We start from the raw sequence: 15,777 nt of genomic DNA, 5'->3' as shown, positions 1-15,777 counted from the left end.
TGCCAGCATTTTTAAATCAATTTCAAACGAAGGTCTTAACCTTCAACCCACTTACTGTCCTGATAAACAAGACTCCATTTGGTCGGCTTGCCTTCGGCATTTTCAGAACCAATATACTGTGCCTGATTTTTACGACTGAATTTGACAATCGTCACGTTGCCTTCTGGGTCAGCATCGGGTGCTTGCAACAAATACTGATATTTTGGATCAAGCTGTTCAGCCACCGTACGTAGCTCTGCTACTTTGGGTGCGCGCGTTTCACGAATTTTTGGAAACTTACTTGCTGCCAAAAACAGACCTGCTGCGCCATCTCGCAACACGAAGAAATCATCATGTTTTGCTGAACGGAGATGTTCCATTTTAATTGGATCAACACGTGGCGGTGCAGGCTGACCATTTTTCAGAACTTTACGGGTATTGTCACAACTGGTGCAGGCAAAGTAAGGGCCAAAACGTCCAGTTTTCAACTGCATTTCGCCATCACATTTATCACATGGAATGGTCGGGCCATCGTAACCTTTGATTTTGAACTCACCTTCTTCGAGTTCATAACCTTCGCAGTCTGGGTTATTCCCGCAAATATGCAGTTTACGACCACCATCAATCACATAGCTGTCCATTGCCGTACCACATTTTGGACAACGGCGTTTAGACATTAGATCAGCAGTTTCAGCACCATCATCATCAGAGAGCACAGCCAAAGACTCAACTGGCGTCAGGTTGAGCGTCCCTTTACAACGTTCTTTCGGTGGCAAGTTATAGCCCGAACAACCAAGGAACACCCCTGTTGTTCCCGTACGAACCTGCATCGGACGGCTACATTCTGGACAGTGAACATCAGCCACTTCTACAGGCTGATTACGGCGCATACCATGATCGCCTTGTGCGACTGTTAAACGGTTTTTAAAGTCACCATAGAACGTGTCGAGTAACTCTTTCCAGTTACGCTCACCTGTTGCAACTCTATCGAGCTGACCTTCAAGATCCGCTGTAAACGCATAGTTCATCAGGTTGTTAAAACTTTCATCCAAGCGGTCAGTGACAATCTCACCCATTTTTTCCGCAAAGAGACGACGATTTTCCAGTTTGACGTAACCACGTTCTTGAATCGTCGAAATAATCGCTGCATAGGTCGATGGTCGACCAATCCCACGTTTTTCCAATTCTTTGACCAAAGACGCTTCTGTAAAGCGTGCTGGTGGCTTGGTAAAATGTTGTGATGGATCAAGTTTTTCCAGATTAAGAACTTCACCAACTTTCACAGCAGGCAACAACACATCATCATCAGACTTGTTTTGACCACGGACTTTGGTAAAGCCATCAAATACCAAGGTACGACCTTTGGCTTTCAACTCAACACCATTGGCATCAACCAAAATGGTTGACGACAGATATTCTGCTGGTGTCATCTGACATGCCACAAATTGGCGCCAGATTAAATCATACAAACGCTGGGCATCACGCTCTACACCCACCAGTTGATCACCTGAAAGGGCTACATTCGATGGACGAATGGCTTCATGGGCTTCTTGTGCACCCGCTTTGTTGCCATAACGATTTGGTTTTGCTGGCAGATATTTAGCACCAAATTCCGTTTCAATATGGTGACGCACCATATTCACCGCATCATCACTCAAGAACGTTGAGTCGGTACGCATGTAGGTAATAAAACCTGCTTCGTACAAACGCTGCGCCAACATCATGGTTTTCTTCACCGAGAAACCTAAACGCGTACTGGCTGCTTGCTGTAACGTCGAGGTGATATACGGCGCACTTGGATTGACCTTGGTCGGTTTATCCTCGCGGTTGGCAACTTTATATTCAGCACCTTTTAAAATATTCAATAAAGCATCTGTTTCCGCTTTATTGCGTAATTTGAGGGTTTTGCCTGCTTGCTTGACTGCTTCTAGACGAATGTCATCGTTCAAAGATTTAGTATCAGCAAAGACTTGCCAATATTCTTCTGGGATAAAAGCACGAATTTCACGCTCACGCTCTACCACCAGTTTAACCGCAACTGATTGAACACGTCCTGCCGATAAACCACGCGCAATTTTCTCCCACAACAGTGGTGAAATCATAAAGCCAACCACTCGGTCTAAGAAACGACGAGCTTGTTGTGCATTAACACGGTGAATATCTAAACGAGTCGGATGCTTAAACGCTTCCTGAATGGCATTTTTGGTAATTTCGTTAAACACCACACGCTGATAACGCGATTCATCGCCACCGATCACTTCACGTAAATGCCAAGCAATCGCTTCCCCTTCACGGTCCAAATCCGTTGCGAGATAGATTTCATCGACTTGTGAAGCCAGTTTTTTTAACTCAGCAACCACATGTTCTTTGCCCGGCAAAACTTCATAATGTGCTGCCCAATCATGTTCAGGGTCGACCCCCATACGATTGATCAGCGCAAGCTGTGATTTTTGCTGTTTCTCGGCATCGGTTAATTTGGTACGGGTCGCTGGTTTTTTCTCACCCGTTTTATTGGCTGAACCGCCTGTCGGCAAGTCACGAACATGACCCACCGAAGACTTGACGATATATTCATTCCCCAAATACTTGTTAATGGTTTTCGCTTTGGCTGGCGACTCCACAATCACCAGTGCACGCTTTTTGGTCGCACTCGCGGATTGTTCTGTAGTCGTTTTAGCGCTAGACCGAGGAGCATTCGCCATAATGGTATTCGTTTCCTATTTCTAAAATTTTAACGTTCAGCCAAAGCTGTTAAGTATGCTTTCATTGCTTCTAATTGGGTCGCATGCAAGTCTGCATGTTCATCCCAATATGCACCAACACAGTTCGCCTGCATATCAATAGCATAAATCCCCTTTAATGCAATGGGATAATCTTTAAATTTCTCATCCCCATACACTAGCTCAAGTTGTTGATCTTTCACTCGAGCACGCATTAAAGGTAGTTTTGCATCGGGTAATAGCACACTGTAATAGGCCACCATACTGGCACGACTTTCGGTCGCTTTGGGAATATTTGTCCATTCTGGTGCAACAATCAAACGTGGATGCAATCCCATCTTGCGCGCTTTGTCACGCATGATTCCCAGTGCTTTTTCACGCGGATTGACCCTCAATCCCAAAATTGACCCAAGCACAAACACCACAATAATAATGGTAATCCAAAGACCCATACCTGACGTTCTTCATCTATTCATCTTTATATTAGAGTTACATAAGCTGAATAGAAAAGGCAAGTTTTACTGATCAAGTGCAGATCAGCTTGTATGAGTTTGCAGCCATATGTTCATCTTTGACTGATTAAAACTGACTTTATTTTGGTTCACTTGCACGATTTTTTCTTTTTGTAAAAGTAAAATAAACTGTTCTGTTGGTTCATCATTCAGTTTTAAATAAGATTTCACGCTATTTTTTAAGCTCTCAAGACGAACAGGATGATTTTTCATTTTACTGACAATACGACAGTATTGAAGTAACGCCTTGTGTTGTGTTGATATAGCCGTAACTTCTGGCGGCGCAATCACTGTCAATTGCTGCTCTATCACCTGAATTTGGGTTTCTGGCTGAGGTGGAGAACTTTCTCCAATTTGTTTGGCAAAAAAACCTGCCATTTTCAACAAATCTACAATGTGCCCAATTGCCTGATCATGAGAACAGATATAAAACTCAGTTCGCTTTTTAGCCGTTGCAGCCAATTGACCTGCAATAAAAGATAAGCCAAAGTCAGAGGCATTTGCACCGCCATGTGGCATTTTTAAAAGACGTAAACGATCTTGATTCACTAAAGCGGCTAATTCAGGTAAATGATCTAACCCTATTTTTAAGGATGATTTGGCATAGACCAAATAAACCCGATGATAATGCTGCAAGGTTGTCAAAATTTGTTGATCATTATGGTGAATATTTTCGATATCGAGCAATAGAATTTTTTTGGCTGACATGATTGTTCTAAACTTAATTTTTATTGAATCTATTTAAACGTAGTAATTCTACAACATATTCGGTGGTGTGATCATTGGACATTACATCAAACGTATATTCATCTGCCTGATATTTTTGGCTGAGTTGCCCAGCAATATACGTCAAACCAAAATCAGCAGAACTGCGTCCTGCAATCGGAATTTTAATCAGGTTAAATTTATCCGCTTTGATATAAGGAATCAGGGAGTAAATGGCATCCAATGAAAAATTGACATTCGAGGTTGAATAGACAACAAAAATCAAGTCATATTGAATTAATAACTTTTTGATATTTTGTGATGTCTGGGGACAATTCTCGATGTCCAATAATAATATTTTTTTCATTGAAGAATAAAATATGAGATTTTCATTCTACTATAACCCAGTCCAAAAACACTGAAAACAGATGTTTAGTAATGCGGTGGTTTATTGGTCATTGGGTCAAACGGTGCAACACCTTCTGACAAATCGGCAGCTTCAACGCGCTGATACAATAACTGCATTTGTTTTTGTAAATCCGCAATTTCCTGACTTTGACGAGCCAGTTGCTCATTTAATTGTTCAACTAAATCATCTAAAAATGCAATTCGGACTTGCAAATCTTCAATGGGTGCGGAAAATGACGCTTGATCATCGTATGGTGGTTTAGTCATTTAACACTCCTCAATTTGAGATTTTAGGAAACTCTATGGCCTATATTACTTTAAGGGATGTCCAACTTGCATTTGGTGGACCTGCCCTTCTCGACGGCGCGAACTTTAATTTGGAACGTGGCGAACGAGTGTGTTTGATTGGGCGCAACGGCGAGGGTAAGTCTACTTTACTTAAACTGATTGAGGGAAGCTTATTGCCCGATCATGGTGAAGTTTTAGTGCAAAATGGCTTAACCATTTCCATGCTTGCCCAAGATGTACCGATGGATTCGGGTAAAGTTGCTGACATCGTCGCCGATGGCGCAGGTGAAGCGGCTGAAGTTTTAAAACAATATCATACTGCCAGCGATGCTTGCGTACTTGGTGATATGGCTGCCTGCGAACGCATGGGCGACTTACAGCACAAACTCGATCAGCTTGATGGCTGGTCACTTGAAAATAAGGTCAACACCATTTTGGGCAAAATGGGCTTAGACCCAAATGCCGATTTGGCGGATTTATCGGGTGGTCGTAAACGTCGTGTACTATTGGCTCGCGCACTTTTAACTCAACCTGATGTACTTTTACTCGACGAACCAACCAACCATTTGGATGTCGAAAGTATCGAATGGTTAGAAAAATTCTTACTCGATCAAAATAATTTAACCCTGTTATTTATTTCGCATGACCGTGCATTTGTCGACAGTTTAGCCACACGGATTGTCGAGCTAGATCGTGGCACATTACGTAGTTTTGAAGGTAACTATTCGCGCTATCTTGAACTAAAAGCCCAACAGCTTGAAGCTGAAGAAAAGCAAAATGCCTTGTTTGACAAAAAACTGGCTGAAGAAGAAGCGTGGATTCGCCAAGGCATTAAAGCACGTCGTACCCGTAATGAAGGTCGTGTACGCGCACTAAAAGCTTTACGTGAAGAATCTAAAGCCCGTCGCTTCCAGCAAGGCAAAGTCAACATGGGTGTTCAGGAAGCACAGCGCTCAGGCAAACTGGTCTTTGATATTGAGCATTTGAGTGTTCAGTATGGTGACAAACCGCTCATTCATGACTTCTCTGCACTGGTGATGCGTGGTGACCGTATCGGCCTTGTCGGTGATAACGGTGTTGGTAAAACCACACTGATTAAAGCCATTTTGGGCGATGTCGAACACACAGGTACAGTGAAAACAGGTACACAGCTTGAAGTGGCTTACTTTGATCAGTTGCGTAATCAGCTTGAACTTGAAAAGTCTGTGGCTGCCAACGTGTCTGAAGGTTCCGACTTTGTCGATGTGAATGGTCAACGCCGTCATATCTACAGCTATTTACAAGATTTCCTGTTCTCGCCTGAACGTGCCCGCACGCCTGTGAAAGCCTTATCAGGTGGTGAACGTAACCGCGTCTTACTGGCAAAACTCTTACTTAAGCCATCTAACCTAATTGTCATGGACGAACCGACCAACGACTTGGATATGGTGACACTCGAGCTGCTTGAAGAAATGCTGGCTGAATACAAAGGCACATTACTGTTGATCAGCCATGACCGTGCCTTTATGGACAACGTGGTCACTTCAACTTGGGTGTTTGATGGTAAAGGCGGTATTGCTGAATATATCGGTGGTTATCAGGACTATTTGCTACAACGCCCTGATGAAAAAGTCGTTGATCAAAAAGCCGATGTGAAAAAAGCCCAAGCGAAAGCAGAAGCTGAGAAACTCGCTGCCCAAGCAGCAACGACCAAAAAAGTGAAACTCAGCTATAAAGATCAGCGTGAGCTTGAACAACTGCCTGCTGAAATTGAGAATCTTGAAGCTGAGCAAAGCGAGCTGTCGGAAAAACTGGCAGATGGTTCATGGTTCGTTAAAGATGCCGATGCAGCCACTCAAGCCAGCCAACGCTTAGCAGAAATTGAAGAAGTTTTGCTTGAAAAATTAGAGCGTTGGGATGAATTAGAGAATATGTCCAACGGCAATTAATCTTCTGTTATATCTAAAAAAACCACGCTAAGGCGTGGTTTTTTCATTTGGGTTCATTCATTTTTATAGTGTGGATTAGTTGCGAAATTTCTGGTGATTGGTCTTTTTCATCTGATCAATCACAGGAATTGCCTGTTCACGCGCCTGCTGCAAATGTCCCGCTTTCACCATAGCCACCGTTTGAGTCAGTTCAGCATTCAGATCATCCAATCCTTTTTGGTATTGTTGTACTTTAGGGCTATGATCAGGCTCACCGATCAATGTCATGGGAATGGATTTCTTGGCATCTAAAACTGCCTGCTGCATCGCACTCAGGGCATCTACCGCCTGTGATGGGCTTTGTGTGTTCTGAAATATGTCATAATTCTTTGCAATCATCTCCATATCTTGCCCAAGATCGTCAGCAAAACTCGATTGCATGATGCAGGCTAAAACAACAGTACCTATCAATCGCCCTATCTTTTTCATACGCTTTTCCTGATTTAAATTTTGACAACGTCAGCTTATTAATTCTTTAACTTTGGATTAAAAACCCGTTGAGTTGATGCAGGATATTTTTCAAGTTTATTGCTTGGACGAATCGGTCGCTTCACCAGTTCACCGCCACAATTGGGGCAAATAAAATTTAAAATTTGCTCGCTACATGCCAAGCAAAAGGTGCATTCAAACGAACAGATCAACACATCTTGCGAATCTACGGCTAAATCGGTATTACAACACTCACAGTTAGGGCGAAGTTCCAGCATGGTATTTTCCTTTAAATTTAAAGTAAGCGTAAATCGCTCTGCTGCTTGGCATGACTTAAACTTTCTTGCTGATAAAGCTGATAATTTTCCTGATCAAAGCACACAAAAATGACTTCTTCAACCTGTGTTGAGGTTTTGAGAAAATCAATTACGGTGGTTAAGGCAATATTGACCGCACGCACTTTGGGAAAGCCATACACACCTGTTGAAATATTCGGAAATGCGATTCGGTGCAACTGGTGGGCTTCTGCGAGCTTTAGACTATTCAGGTAGGCATTTGCCAAAAACTGATCTTCTTCATACATACCATTTCGCCAGATCGGGCCAACCGTATGAATCACGTATTTTGCAGGCAATAAGCCCGCATGGGTGATCACAGCCTCGCCTACCGCACAGCCGCCTTGTTGTACGCGTATCTGCTGACATTCTTTTAAAATTTCAGCGCCGCCTTTTCGATGAATTGCTCCATCAACGCCACCACCGCCCAGTAATGAGGTGTTGGCTGCATTGACAATCGCATCCACAGCCAGTTCAGTAATATCTCCTTGCAGGATTTGAATGGTTTTCATTGTTCTCTACCTGTTTTCAATTTGTATGTGCTAGGACTGACTTTAGCGCAATTTGAAATATTGATCCGTTCACTTTATTTTTCTTTCCAAATGAGAAGATCACGCCATTCACAGAAGTCTTTGAATTTTAAAAATCAGTTCATGCTACACTGCGTGCAGTTTTTTATTCAGTTTTTATCGCCATATGAGTAAACAGCAAGCGTATATTTCTGGTCAATTTCAATGGTCTTTTCTACTGCCTAAATATTGGGGGGTATGGTTTGCGATTGTGTTTCTGATGCTGCTTGCCATCTTGCCGTGGGGCATTCAACGCCGTCTAGCACACCTTTTAGCAAACTTGGCATGGAAATATCTCAAGTCTCGTCGTAAAACCACCATTCGCAACCTGCAAGTGTGTTTTCCCGAATGGTCACAGGCGAAAGTGGAACAACAAGCCAAGCAAGTCTTTGCCGACATGATGCTCGGTACATTTGAAACACTGAATGCGTGGTATAAACCCAAATGGTTTAAAGATCGTGTAACCATCGAAGGTCTGGAACACATCACCCATGCTCAGCAAAAAGGTCAGGGTGTGCTGTTACTGGGTACGCACAGCACTTTGCTCGATGCAGGCGGCTATGTCTGCGCACAGTACTTTGAACCTGATGTGGTGTATCGCCCGCAAAATAATCCTTTACTGGATATGCTGATTTATCGCTGCCGTGCCACGATTTATAAAAATCAAATTGACCATGATGATATGCGTGGTCTGATTCGTCATCTTAAAAATGGTCGTGCGATCTGGTATAGCCCCGATCAGGACTTTGGTTTAAAACAAGGCGTGATGGCACCATTTTTTGGGATACCTGCGGCAACTGTGACTGCGCATCGTCGTTTGCTCAAAATTAGCAAGGCAGCAGCAATTCCGTTGTATTTTTATCGTTATGGAGATGAAGCCGATCCGCGTTATCATATTTTGATTGAACCGCCTGTTGAAAACCTGCCATCTGATGATGAAGTTGATGATGCAACTCGTGTGAATAAAATTATTGAAAATCAGCTACGAATCGCACCAACGCAATACATGTGGTTTCACCGCCGTTTTAAAACCCGCCCTGAAGGCTACGACAAAATTTATTAAAATCAGGAATTCAGCATGAAAGTGATGCAACTTCTTCCAGAACTGAACAGTGGCGGTGTGGAACGTGGAACCCTTGAAATTGCACGTGCTTTGGTGCAACAAGGTCATGAATCATTGGTGGTGTCCAATGGTGGGCGCTTGGTACCTGAACTAGAAGCTGAAGGTTCAGCGCATATTCAACTGCCGATTCATAAAAAAGCCTTGTCGAGTCTGTGGCAAATTCGTCCACTTCGAAAAGTCATTGAACAGTATCAACCCGATATTGTACATGTCCGCTCACGCGTGCCTGCTTGGCTGACACATTTTGCACTCAAGGGGATTCCCACGGCACGCCGTCCTCATCTCATCAGTACGGTACATGGTTTTTATTCGGTGAACCGCTACAGCGCCATCATGACCCATGCTGAAAAAGTCATTGCAGTCTCTGATAGCGTCGTGGATTACATTCATCAAAATTACCCAGAATGCCCAGCACAAGATATTGTACGAATTTACCGTGGTATTGACCCCAAAGCGTTTCCACATGGCTATCAGCCCACTGCGAAATGGCTCAATCAGGTCTATTTGGATTACCCACAGCTTGAAAATAAGTTTTTGCTTTGTCTTCCTGGGCGAATTACGCGTCTGAAAGGACATGAAACCCTGATTCAATTGATGGTTCAGCTCAAGCAGCAATACCCACAAGTTCATGCTTTAGTCGTTGGTGGTGCGGATGCCAAGAAACAGGCTTATCTGGATGAATTACAAAAGAGCGTAGAACTGCAAGGATTAACCGAGGACATCACATTCGTTGGTCATCGCTCAGATATTCGTGAATGGCTCGCTTTAAGCGATGTGGTGCTGTCTCTTTCCAATCAGGCAGAAACTTTCGGGCGTACGGCATTAGAAGCATTATCTGTCGGAACACCTGTGATTGGCTGGAAACGTGGCGGTGTCGCTGAAATTTTGTCTGAGGTTTACCCTCAAGGTCTGATTGAAGTGGATGACACCACCAGCTTACTGCATTGTGTACAACAACATATTGAACAACCTGTTAGTGTTGCACCTGTCACTCAATTTAGTTTGCATGACATGTGTCAGAATACTTTGGCACTCTATGCCGAAATCTTGAAATAGCTATTCAAAATTAAAACCCGAGTCAGGCATCCTACCTTACTCGGGTCAATTGAGGTTGTGTTTCCAGATTTTATTGTTATTGTTTTAGTTGTTGCCTATCCTTGTTGCCATCATGCCATTGATGTTATCCAATCAGCACCTCTTCCATACGGGATGCTCCATTCCCATTCTTCCTTGTGCCGATAGGTTTAGATTAAAAGGAATTCTCAAAAGCGTATAGCCGTCATCGGCTTTCTGTACTGTACGTATAAGCTTACACAGCGCTAGCAGTTGTTATGCTTTGATGGATTCAACGCTGTTTATTTCAAGCGAGTTGGCAGTATATCCATCATGTTGAGCGTTCTTTTTCAGCTTTATGAATACCTTCTTGAATCGCGAGCTGAGCTTCCTTGGCATCATCTGCTGTTTCTGGCAACTCCTCATGGATTTGCTCAAAAATCTGCTCTGTTTGTAAAATCACATAGATTGGAAAATGGTCCGAACCAATATGTGATAAACGCCGCATGTGTACCAAACCAAAATCGGTGCTGTGGAATACATGATCCAGAGACCAACGTAATAATGGATAATTTGCATGAAAAGTGTTGATAAAATTGCGTCCCACACGCGGATCTAGCAAACCACTAATCCGCTGAAATAAACGTGTAGTTCGTGACCATGCCACATCATTTAAATCCCCCATCACAATACAGCTTTGATTCAGATCTTTAATTTGATCTCCAACAATCAACAGTTCAGCATCTCTCAATGTCGAGTCTTTGGCTTCTGTTGGGCTTGGGGGTTTAGGGTGTAAGCAATACAACTGTACATCTTGACCACCGCGCAACTGAACACAGGTGTGAATAGACGGAATTTCATCACTTAAAATAAATTTAACCTGAGTGTCCTTGAGTGGTAAACGGCTATAAAGATGCATGCCATACAAATTATCCAGAGGAATTGCCACCCGATAAGGATAATCCGTTTCGAGCGGTGCTAAGGCAGTCTGCCAACGTTGATCGGTTTCAAGCGTCAGTAATAAATCGGGCTGTAATTTGTGAATATGCGCTAAGAGCAGATGGTAATCTTGATTGGGCGTAAGCACATTTGAAACAATAATGGACAATTGTTTTTGAGGATCAAGCTGATGCTCTTTAACGTGTTGTACTTGTTTCTTCCAAAGCGGGGTATACGGTAAAACCATTTTCAATTGATAGGCAATTGCAGCACTCAAAAGCATAAACAGTAGCACTTGTACGACCGTCCAAGCCTGTGTCCATAACAGCATCCCCAGCCAGCTCACTATCCCCAAAGCAAGGATCTGAAGACGAGGAAAATCTGCGCCCCGAAACCACCACTCATCTCGGGGGATCAGCGACCAAAAACTTAGCCAAATCACTAAAATACTGAGCAGTTGTAGATAAATCATTGAAGTTACTCTTTTAAGATGATTTTTCTTCAGATTTTTTTCATCTTTATCAATTTTTTATGTAACACAAAGCAGATATTTCACTCAATTATTTAAGTGTTTGACTTATGTAGGTCTTGCAGTTGAGGACACTTTTGGTACACTCAAAACCCTTTTATTTTTTTTATTACACTACCGAGGCACAATGACATGAAAGTAGGTCTGGTCGGTTGGCGTGGGATGGTTGGTTCTGTCCTTATGCAACGTATGGTTGAAGAGAATGACTTTGCTCACTTTGAGCCATTCTATTTTTCTACCAGTAATGCAGGTGGTGAAGCGCCTGCTTTTGGTGGTAAGACTGCCCCAGCACTTATGGATGCATCAGACATTAAGAGTCTGAAGCAAATGGATGTCATTATTACCTGCCAAGGTGGTGACTACACTTCAGCAGTATTTCCAAAACTCAAAGCTGAAGGTTGGAATGGTTACTGGATCGATGCGGCATCGACTCTGCGTATGGACGATGAAGCGATCATTGTCCTTGATCCAGTCAACCTCAATGTCATTAAAGATGGTTTAGTGAAAGGCACCAAAACTTTCGTTGGTGGTAACTGTACCGTTTCATTGATGCTGATGGGCTTAGGTTCTCTATTCCAAAAAAATCTTGTGGAATGGATGACTGCAATGACTTATCAAGCAGCATCAGGCGCAGGCGCGCAAAATATGCGTGAACTGATCACAGGTATGGGTTATTTATACAACAATACTAAAGATTTGTTGGATGATCCTAAATCTGCCATTTTGGACATTGATTCTAAAATTGCTGACTTGCAACGTGGCGAAGGCTTTCCTTCTGCAAACTTTGGTGTGCCATTAGCAGGCTCGCTGATTCCATATATCGATAAACAACTCGAAAATGGTCAATCAAAAGAAGAGTGGAAAGGTCAAGCTGAAACCAACAAAATCTTGGGCAATTCACAAATCGTTCCAATTGATGGTCACTGTGTTCGTATTGGTGCTATGCGCTGCCATTCTCAAGCATTGACATTGAAATTGAAAAAAGATGTTCCACTTGATGAAATCGAAGATATGATTCGTCAGTCAAACCAGTGGGCAAAAGTTGTTCCAAATACGCGTGAAGCGTCTATGACAGACTTAACTCCAGTTGCAGTAACAGGTACACTGACTGTTCCTGTGGGTCGTTTACGTAAACTGAACATGGGTAAAGAGTACCTTGGTGCATTTACTGTCGGTGACCAACTACTTTGGGGTGCAGCAGAGCCTTTACGTCGTATGCTTCGTATCCTGATTGACTACAAAAATTCGTAATTTTTAAGGTCAAAGTGGAAAGCCGATCTGAAAAGATCGGCTTTTTAACATTGTACAAATTTACAATTTATTTACATACCGCTACATTATAGGCAAAACAATCAACAATTCCATGTTGTGGATGAAAATGACTGCATACAACAAACTCGCTTCAGCACTGATTTTATGTTTTGCTGCACAAAGTGGCTATGCATTAACTTTTAACGCTGCCCAAGTTGAATCAACTCAAGGGCAATTGTTATATGTAGAAATTCCTTACGCCAATGCCAGTGATAACTCGAGCATTCAAGCTAGTCTTGCCAATCCAGACGATCTAGTGCGGATGGGTGCAAGCCAACAAGACTTGAGTGGCTTAAACTTTTTTGTTCGCCGCACAGGTAATAATAGCGGTGTCATTGTGATCACCTCATCACAACCTATTAGCAATAAAAATATTAACTTGATTTTAAAAGTTCAAGATGCTGATGGCGCACATCTACAGCAGATTCAACGTAATTTAGACGGTACGCCAAGCAATACGGCAACACTCAATAAAACGACGCCAATCGCTAACCTGAATGCTTCGACACAAGAGCGTGTATTAATTCCCAAACAAGTAGTCAGTGAAAAAGATATTGCGCTCAACTTACCCGAGAGTACGCTTTACACTCAAAATTCAACAGCACCAATCAATGCTGTGACACCAGCGAGTGCCTTAGCCATCAGTGTTGCACCTGTACCCGTAGTCAAGAGCATCCCTCCAACACCAACAGGGCAAACAGCTCAAGTGACGCCACAGCCACAAGCAACGACACCACAGCCCACTCAAACAACAAGTGCCAACAAAACGCCAGCGACTGCGCCAAAGAAAGCAGTCGAATCAAAGCCTGTCACGACAGCTAAAAATACGCAAAACGGCAATTATGTAGTACAGCGCCAAGATTCCTTATGGAGTATTGCTGCACGGATTTCAGGACAGACCCATCAACCGATTGGGGAAGTCATGAATCATATTAAAGCGCTCAATGAACATGCTTTTGTGGGGGGAAATGTTAACCGCTTAAGAACAGGAACAAATCTTAATTTAGGTGCAACACCACCCCACGCAAACTCAACATCAGCGAAACCTGCTGCGCGTTCAACCAATACATCTTCAGACAAATATTCAACTAAATATCGTTTAGATCAAGCTGAAATGACTTTAGTTGCTGAAAATACAGATGCGGCTTCTGCTAAAATGGGGGGCAGTAGTCGAACTGCTGAAAAAACTTCGTCTGAATTATCATTAAAAGTTATGACAATTCGACAAAAAACCGTTACATTACAAAAAAATGTAGCTCAATTGGATTTGGCTTTGCAACAAAAAGACCATCAAATTCAGTTATTAAATGCACGACTTGCGCAATTACAGCAGCAGTTGCAACAGCAACAAAAAGCCAAAAAGCCAAGTCATCACTGAGAAATCGTTTTTAGCCTGAATACATTGCTGCTAATGCAAGGATAAAAAAATGTTGCTATACATCATTCCATTTGTTCTATTACTCGTTATAGCCATTGTGGTTAAAAAACGAAGTGCGGGGCAACAAGAATCAAAAAGAAAAGTCGAGCCCAAAAAGAAAGCGACGAAACGTCCAAGCACGACCAGTACCGATGTAACAGAAACTCAAGAAGTTCTTACGGTTGAAAGTCAACCAAAAGAGCTTGATCCTGCATTGCGTCGTCAAATTGAAAACCTGATTCAAGAGAAAAATTTCAATACAGCGGAAGCATTAATTAATCAGGCACTCAATGCTGATAATAGTCAGCATGACTTATATCTCCTGCTCTTACAGATTCACATTGATCAAAATGATCAATTTTCGACAAACCAATTATTGTCACATTTACGCTCACTCAATCTGTATGATGTGGTTCGTGAAGCTGAACAGCGTCTGGCTGAACGTAAAGAACAAGCTAAGCCTGATTCAATTCAGTTTACCCCTGTTCAATTGTCTGATGAAGAGACTCCCGAAGTCGCGAAAGCAGTTGAGCCTGAAAAGCCTATCCCTCAAGCGAAAGCGGTTGATTTTGATCAGCTTAAAAGTGGATTAGATCTTGAGAAGCCTCAAGCTCAAGAGCAGCCAAGTGCATTATCTTTCGATCAGCTTCAAGCAGAGCTACAGACAGCAACAGCAGCGCCTGTTGAAAAAACAGAAGAACACAAACCACTTGAGTTCAATTTAGAAGGCTTCAGCAAACCAGAAGTAAAATCTGAACCAACGCCTATTGCTGAGCCAATCCATTTAAATATTGAACCACACACGACCGAAACCAAAGGTCCTGAAACATTCACTGCAAAAATTGATTTTGGTCAAGAAACTGATCAAATTCCTGAAGTTGCAAAAACTGAACATCATGATGCCACTGCGCAGCTTCATCTTGAAAGCCTAGAAAAGAAAGTAGAGCCTGCTGCTGCTCAGCCGGAAGAAGCACCTGTAGTTGAGTTCAAGTTTGACTTTACAGAACCTGCAGTCCCTGAGAAACAGCCTGAACCTGTTAGCCCACCTACTGCTCAACCTGAAGTTTCCTTTACTTTTGATAAATTAGAAGAAGCTCAGGCTAAAACTGAAACAGTAACTCAACCTGTAGAAGTTGAGCCAGTTTCACTGTCTGTTGTAAGTTTTGATCTCATTGAAGAAACTCAGACTGAAATCGTTCCTGAGCCTGTTGTTGAAGAAGCGATTGCTGAAGCACCAAAATCTTCTGTAGATTATGTTGTACAACAGTTCCCAGAGTTAGCAGAACTTAATGATACTGAACTTAATTTATCGCTTGCAGAGCAATATATTCGTTTAGGTGCATTTAGCTCAGCACGTGCATTATTGGAAGATCCGCAGATCCAATATAATTCAGATGAATTAGATCGTGCTAAATATTTATTAAATCAAATAGCATCTTAAAGCAGTTCGTTCTACCATAAGCAGTCGAATTCGGCTGCTTTTTTATTTTTAT

At 42.5% G+C, this 15,777-nt stretch carries 15 protein-coding genes; 6 read left to right on the top strand and 9 right to left on the bottom strand.

Annotation, left to right across the window (positions count from 1 at the left end; genetic code table 11):
• Window positions 1-35 precede the first annotated feature (35 nt).
• The 5 genes from topA to LVY74_RS10485 form a co-directional block, all read right to left on the bottom strand.
• Complete coding sequence (topA, locus tag LVY74_RS10505) at window positions 36-2,681, bottom strand: type I DNA topoisomerase (RefSeq protein ID WP_237815029.1); 2,646 nt, start codon at window positions 2,679-2,681, stop codon at window positions 36-38.
• A gap of 29 nt (window positions 2,682-2,710) precedes the next feature.
• Window positions 2,711-3,151: an ammonium transporter gene (locus tag LVY74_RS10500; protein ID WP_151708655.1), complete on the bottom strand. Its 441-nt coding sequence runs from the start codon at window positions 3,149-3,151 to the stop codon at window positions 2,711-2,713.
• An 84-nt stretch (window positions 3,152-3,235) separates the two neighbouring features.
• Window positions 3,236-3,919: a PIN domain-containing protein gene (locus LVY74_RS10495; protein WP_237815028.1), complete on the bottom strand. Its 684-nt coding sequence runs from the start codon at window positions 3,917-3,919 to the stop codon at window positions 3,236-3,238.
• A 13-nt stretch (window positions 3,920-3,932) separates the two neighbouring features.
• Entirely contained in the window at window positions 3,933-4,283 is a 351-nt protein-coding gene (locus tag LVY74_RS10490; RefSeq protein WP_237815027.1) for a PIN domain-containing protein, read from the bottom strand.
• Window positions 4,284-4,348: 65 nt separating this feature from the next.
• Window positions 4,349-4,591 (bottom strand): SlyX family protein, encoded by a 243-nt coding sequence (locus tag LVY74_RS10485; RefSeq protein ID WP_111895234.1) that lies wholly within the window; start codon window positions 4,589-4,591, stop codon window positions 4,349-4,351.
• A gap of 35 nt (window positions 4,592-4,626) precedes the next feature.
• Here LVY74_RS10485 and LVY74_RS10480 point away from each other — a divergent pair, with 35 nt between their 5' ends.
• Window positions 4,627-6,540: an ATP-binding cassette domain-containing protein gene (locus tag LVY74_RS10480; protein WP_151708652.1), complete on the top strand. Its 1,914-nt coding sequence runs from the start codon at window positions 4,627-4,629 to the stop codon at window positions 6,538-6,540.
• 75 nt (window positions 6,541-6,615) lie between these two features.
• On the opposite strand, the gene LVY74_RS10475 is transcribed toward LVY74_RS10480, so the two are convergent.
• The 3 genes from LVY74_RS10475 to LVY74_RS10465 are packed head-to-tail and all read right to left on the bottom strand — an operon-like array spanning window position 6,616 to window position 7,855.
• Window positions 6,616-7,008, bottom strand: a complete 393-nt coding sequence (locus LVY74_RS10475; protein ID WP_237815026.1) for a cytochrome b562 — start codon at window positions 7,006-7,008, stop codon at window positions 6,616-6,618.
• A 38-nt stretch (window positions 7,009-7,046) separates the two neighbouring features.
• A complete protein-coding gene (locus tag LVY74_RS10470) occupies window positions 7,047-7,286 on the bottom strand; it encodes a DUF1272 domain-containing protein (RefSeq protein WP_237815025.1) in 240 nt (79 codons plus the stop codon).
• Window positions 7,287-7,303: 17 nt separating this feature from the next.
• Window positions 7,304-7,855, bottom strand: a complete 552-nt coding sequence (locus LVY74_RS10465) for an O-acetyl-ADP-ribose deacetylase (protein WP_237815024.1) — start codon at window positions 7,853-7,855, stop codon at window positions 7,304-7,306.
• A gap of 184 nt (window positions 7,856-8,039) precedes the next feature.
• On the opposite strand from LVY74_RS10465, the gene lpxL reads away from it, so the two are divergent.
• Window positions 8,040-8,975, top strand: a complete 936-nt coding sequence (lpxL, locus tag LVY74_RS10460; protein WP_237815023.1) for an LpxL/LpxP family Kdo(2)-lipid IV(A) lauroyl/palmitoleoyl acyltransferase — start codon at window positions 8,040-8,042, stop codon at window positions 8,973-8,975.
• Between the two features lie 15 nt (window positions 8,976-8,990).
• Window positions 8,991-10,091, top strand: a complete 1,101-nt coding sequence (locus tag LVY74_RS10455; protein ID WP_237815022.1) for a glycosyltransferase family 4 protein — start codon at window positions 8,991-8,993, stop codon at window positions 10,089-10,091.
• A gap of 328 nt (window positions 10,092-10,419) precedes the next feature.
• On the opposite strand, the gene LVY74_RS10450 is transcribed toward LVY74_RS10455, so the two are convergent.
• A complete protein-coding gene (locus LVY74_RS10450) occupies window positions 10,420-11,499 on the bottom strand; it encodes an endonuclease/exonuclease/phosphatase family protein (protein WP_237815021.1) in 1,080 nt (359 codons plus the stop codon).
• 189 nt (window positions 11,500-11,688) lie between these two features.
• Between LVY74_RS10450 and asd the strand changes: the two genes are divergently transcribed.
• The 3 genes from asd to LVY74_RS10435 all read left to right on the top strand — a co-directional run bounded on the left by asd (window position 11,689) and on the right by LVY74_RS10435 (window position 15,725).
• A complete protein-coding gene (gene asd / locus LVY74_RS10445; protein WP_237815020.1) occupies window positions 11,689-12,807 on the top strand; it encodes an aspartate-semialdehyde dehydrogenase in 1,119 nt (372 codons plus the stop codon).
• A 127-nt stretch (window positions 12,808-12,934) separates the two neighbouring features.
• Complete coding sequence (locus LVY74_RS10440; RefSeq protein ID WP_237815019.1) at window positions 12,935-14,245, top strand: type IV pilus assembly protein FimV; 1,311 nt, start codon at window positions 12,935-12,937, stop codon at window positions 14,243-14,245.
• 49 nt (window positions 14,246-14,294) lie between these two features.
• Window positions 14,295-15,725: a hypothetical protein gene (locus LVY74_RS10435; protein WP_237815018.1), complete on the top strand. Its 1,431-nt coding sequence runs from the start codon at window positions 14,295-14,297 to the stop codon at window positions 15,723-15,725.
• Window positions 15,726-15,777 lie beyond the last annotated feature (52 nt).

Source organism: Acinetobacter sp. ME22 (genome assembly GCF_022012315.1).
Taxonomy (GTDB): Bacteria; Pseudomonadota; Gammaproteobacteria; order Pseudomonadales; family Moraxellaceae; genus Acinetobacter; species Acinetobacter brisouii_A.
This window is presented reverse-complemented; position numbering and strand designations above follow the sequence as displayed.

Excerpts from the sequence above, each read along its gene's own strand:
- LVY74_RS10475 (WP_237815026.1), bottom strand. The coding sequence starts at position 7,008 with ATGAAAAAGATAGGGCGATTGATAGGTACTGTTGTTTTAGCCTGCATC.
- lpxL (WP_237815023.1), top strand. The coding sequence starts at position 8,040 with ATGAGTAAACAGCAAGCGTATATTTCTGGTCAATTTCAATGGTCTTTT.
- asd (WP_237815020.1), top strand. The coding sequence starts at position 11,689 with ATGAAAGTAGGTCTGGTCGGTTGGCGTGGGATGGTTGGTTCTGTCCTT.
- LVY74_RS10500 (WP_151708655.1), bottom strand. The coding sequence starts at position 3,151 with ATGGGTCTTTGGATTACCATTATTATTGTGGTGTTTGTGCTTGGGTCA.
- topA (WP_237815029.1), bottom strand. The coding sequence starts at position 2,681 with ATGGCGAATGCTCCTCGGTCTAGCGCTAAAACGACTACAGAACAATCC.
- LVY74_RS10440 (WP_237815019.1), top strand. The coding sequence starts at position 12,935 with ATGACTGCATACAACAAACTCGCTTCAGCACTGATTTTATGTTTTGCT.
- LVY74_RS10435 (WP_237815018.1), top strand. The coding sequence starts at position 14,295 with ATGTTGCTATACATCATTCCATTTGTTCTATTACTCGTTATAGCCATT.
- LVY74_RS10455 (WP_237815022.1), top strand. The coding sequence starts at position 8,991 with ATGAAAGTGATGCAACTTCTTCCAGAACTGAACAGTGGCGGTGTGGAA.
- LVY74_RS10480 (WP_151708652.1), top strand. The coding sequence starts at position 4,627 with ATGGCCTATATTACTTTAAGGGATGTCCAACTTGCATTTGGTGGACCT.
- LVY74_RS10470 (WP_237815025.1), bottom strand. The coding sequence starts at position 7,286 with ATGCTGGAACTTCGCCCTAACTGTGAGTGTTGTAATACCGATTTAGCC.
- LVY74_RS10485 (WP_111895234.1), bottom strand. The coding sequence starts at position 4,591 with ATGACTAAACCACCATACGATGATCAAGCGTCATTTTCCGCACCCATT.
- LVY74_RS10450 (WP_237815021.1), bottom strand. The coding sequence starts at position 11,499 with ATGATTTATCTACAACTGCTCAGTATTTTAGTGATTTGGCTAAGTTTT.
- LVY74_RS10465 (WP_237815024.1), bottom strand. The coding sequence starts at position 7,855 with ATGAAAACCATTCAAATCCTGCAAGGAGATATTACTGAACTGGCTGTG.
- LVY74_RS10490 (WP_237815027.1), bottom strand. The coding sequence starts at position 4,283 with ATGAAAAAAATATTATTATTGGACATCGAGAATTGTCCCCAGACATCA.
- LVY74_RS10495 (WP_237815028.1), bottom strand. The coding sequence starts at position 3,919 with ATGTCAGCCAAAAAAATTCTATTGCTCGATATCGAAAATATTCACCAT.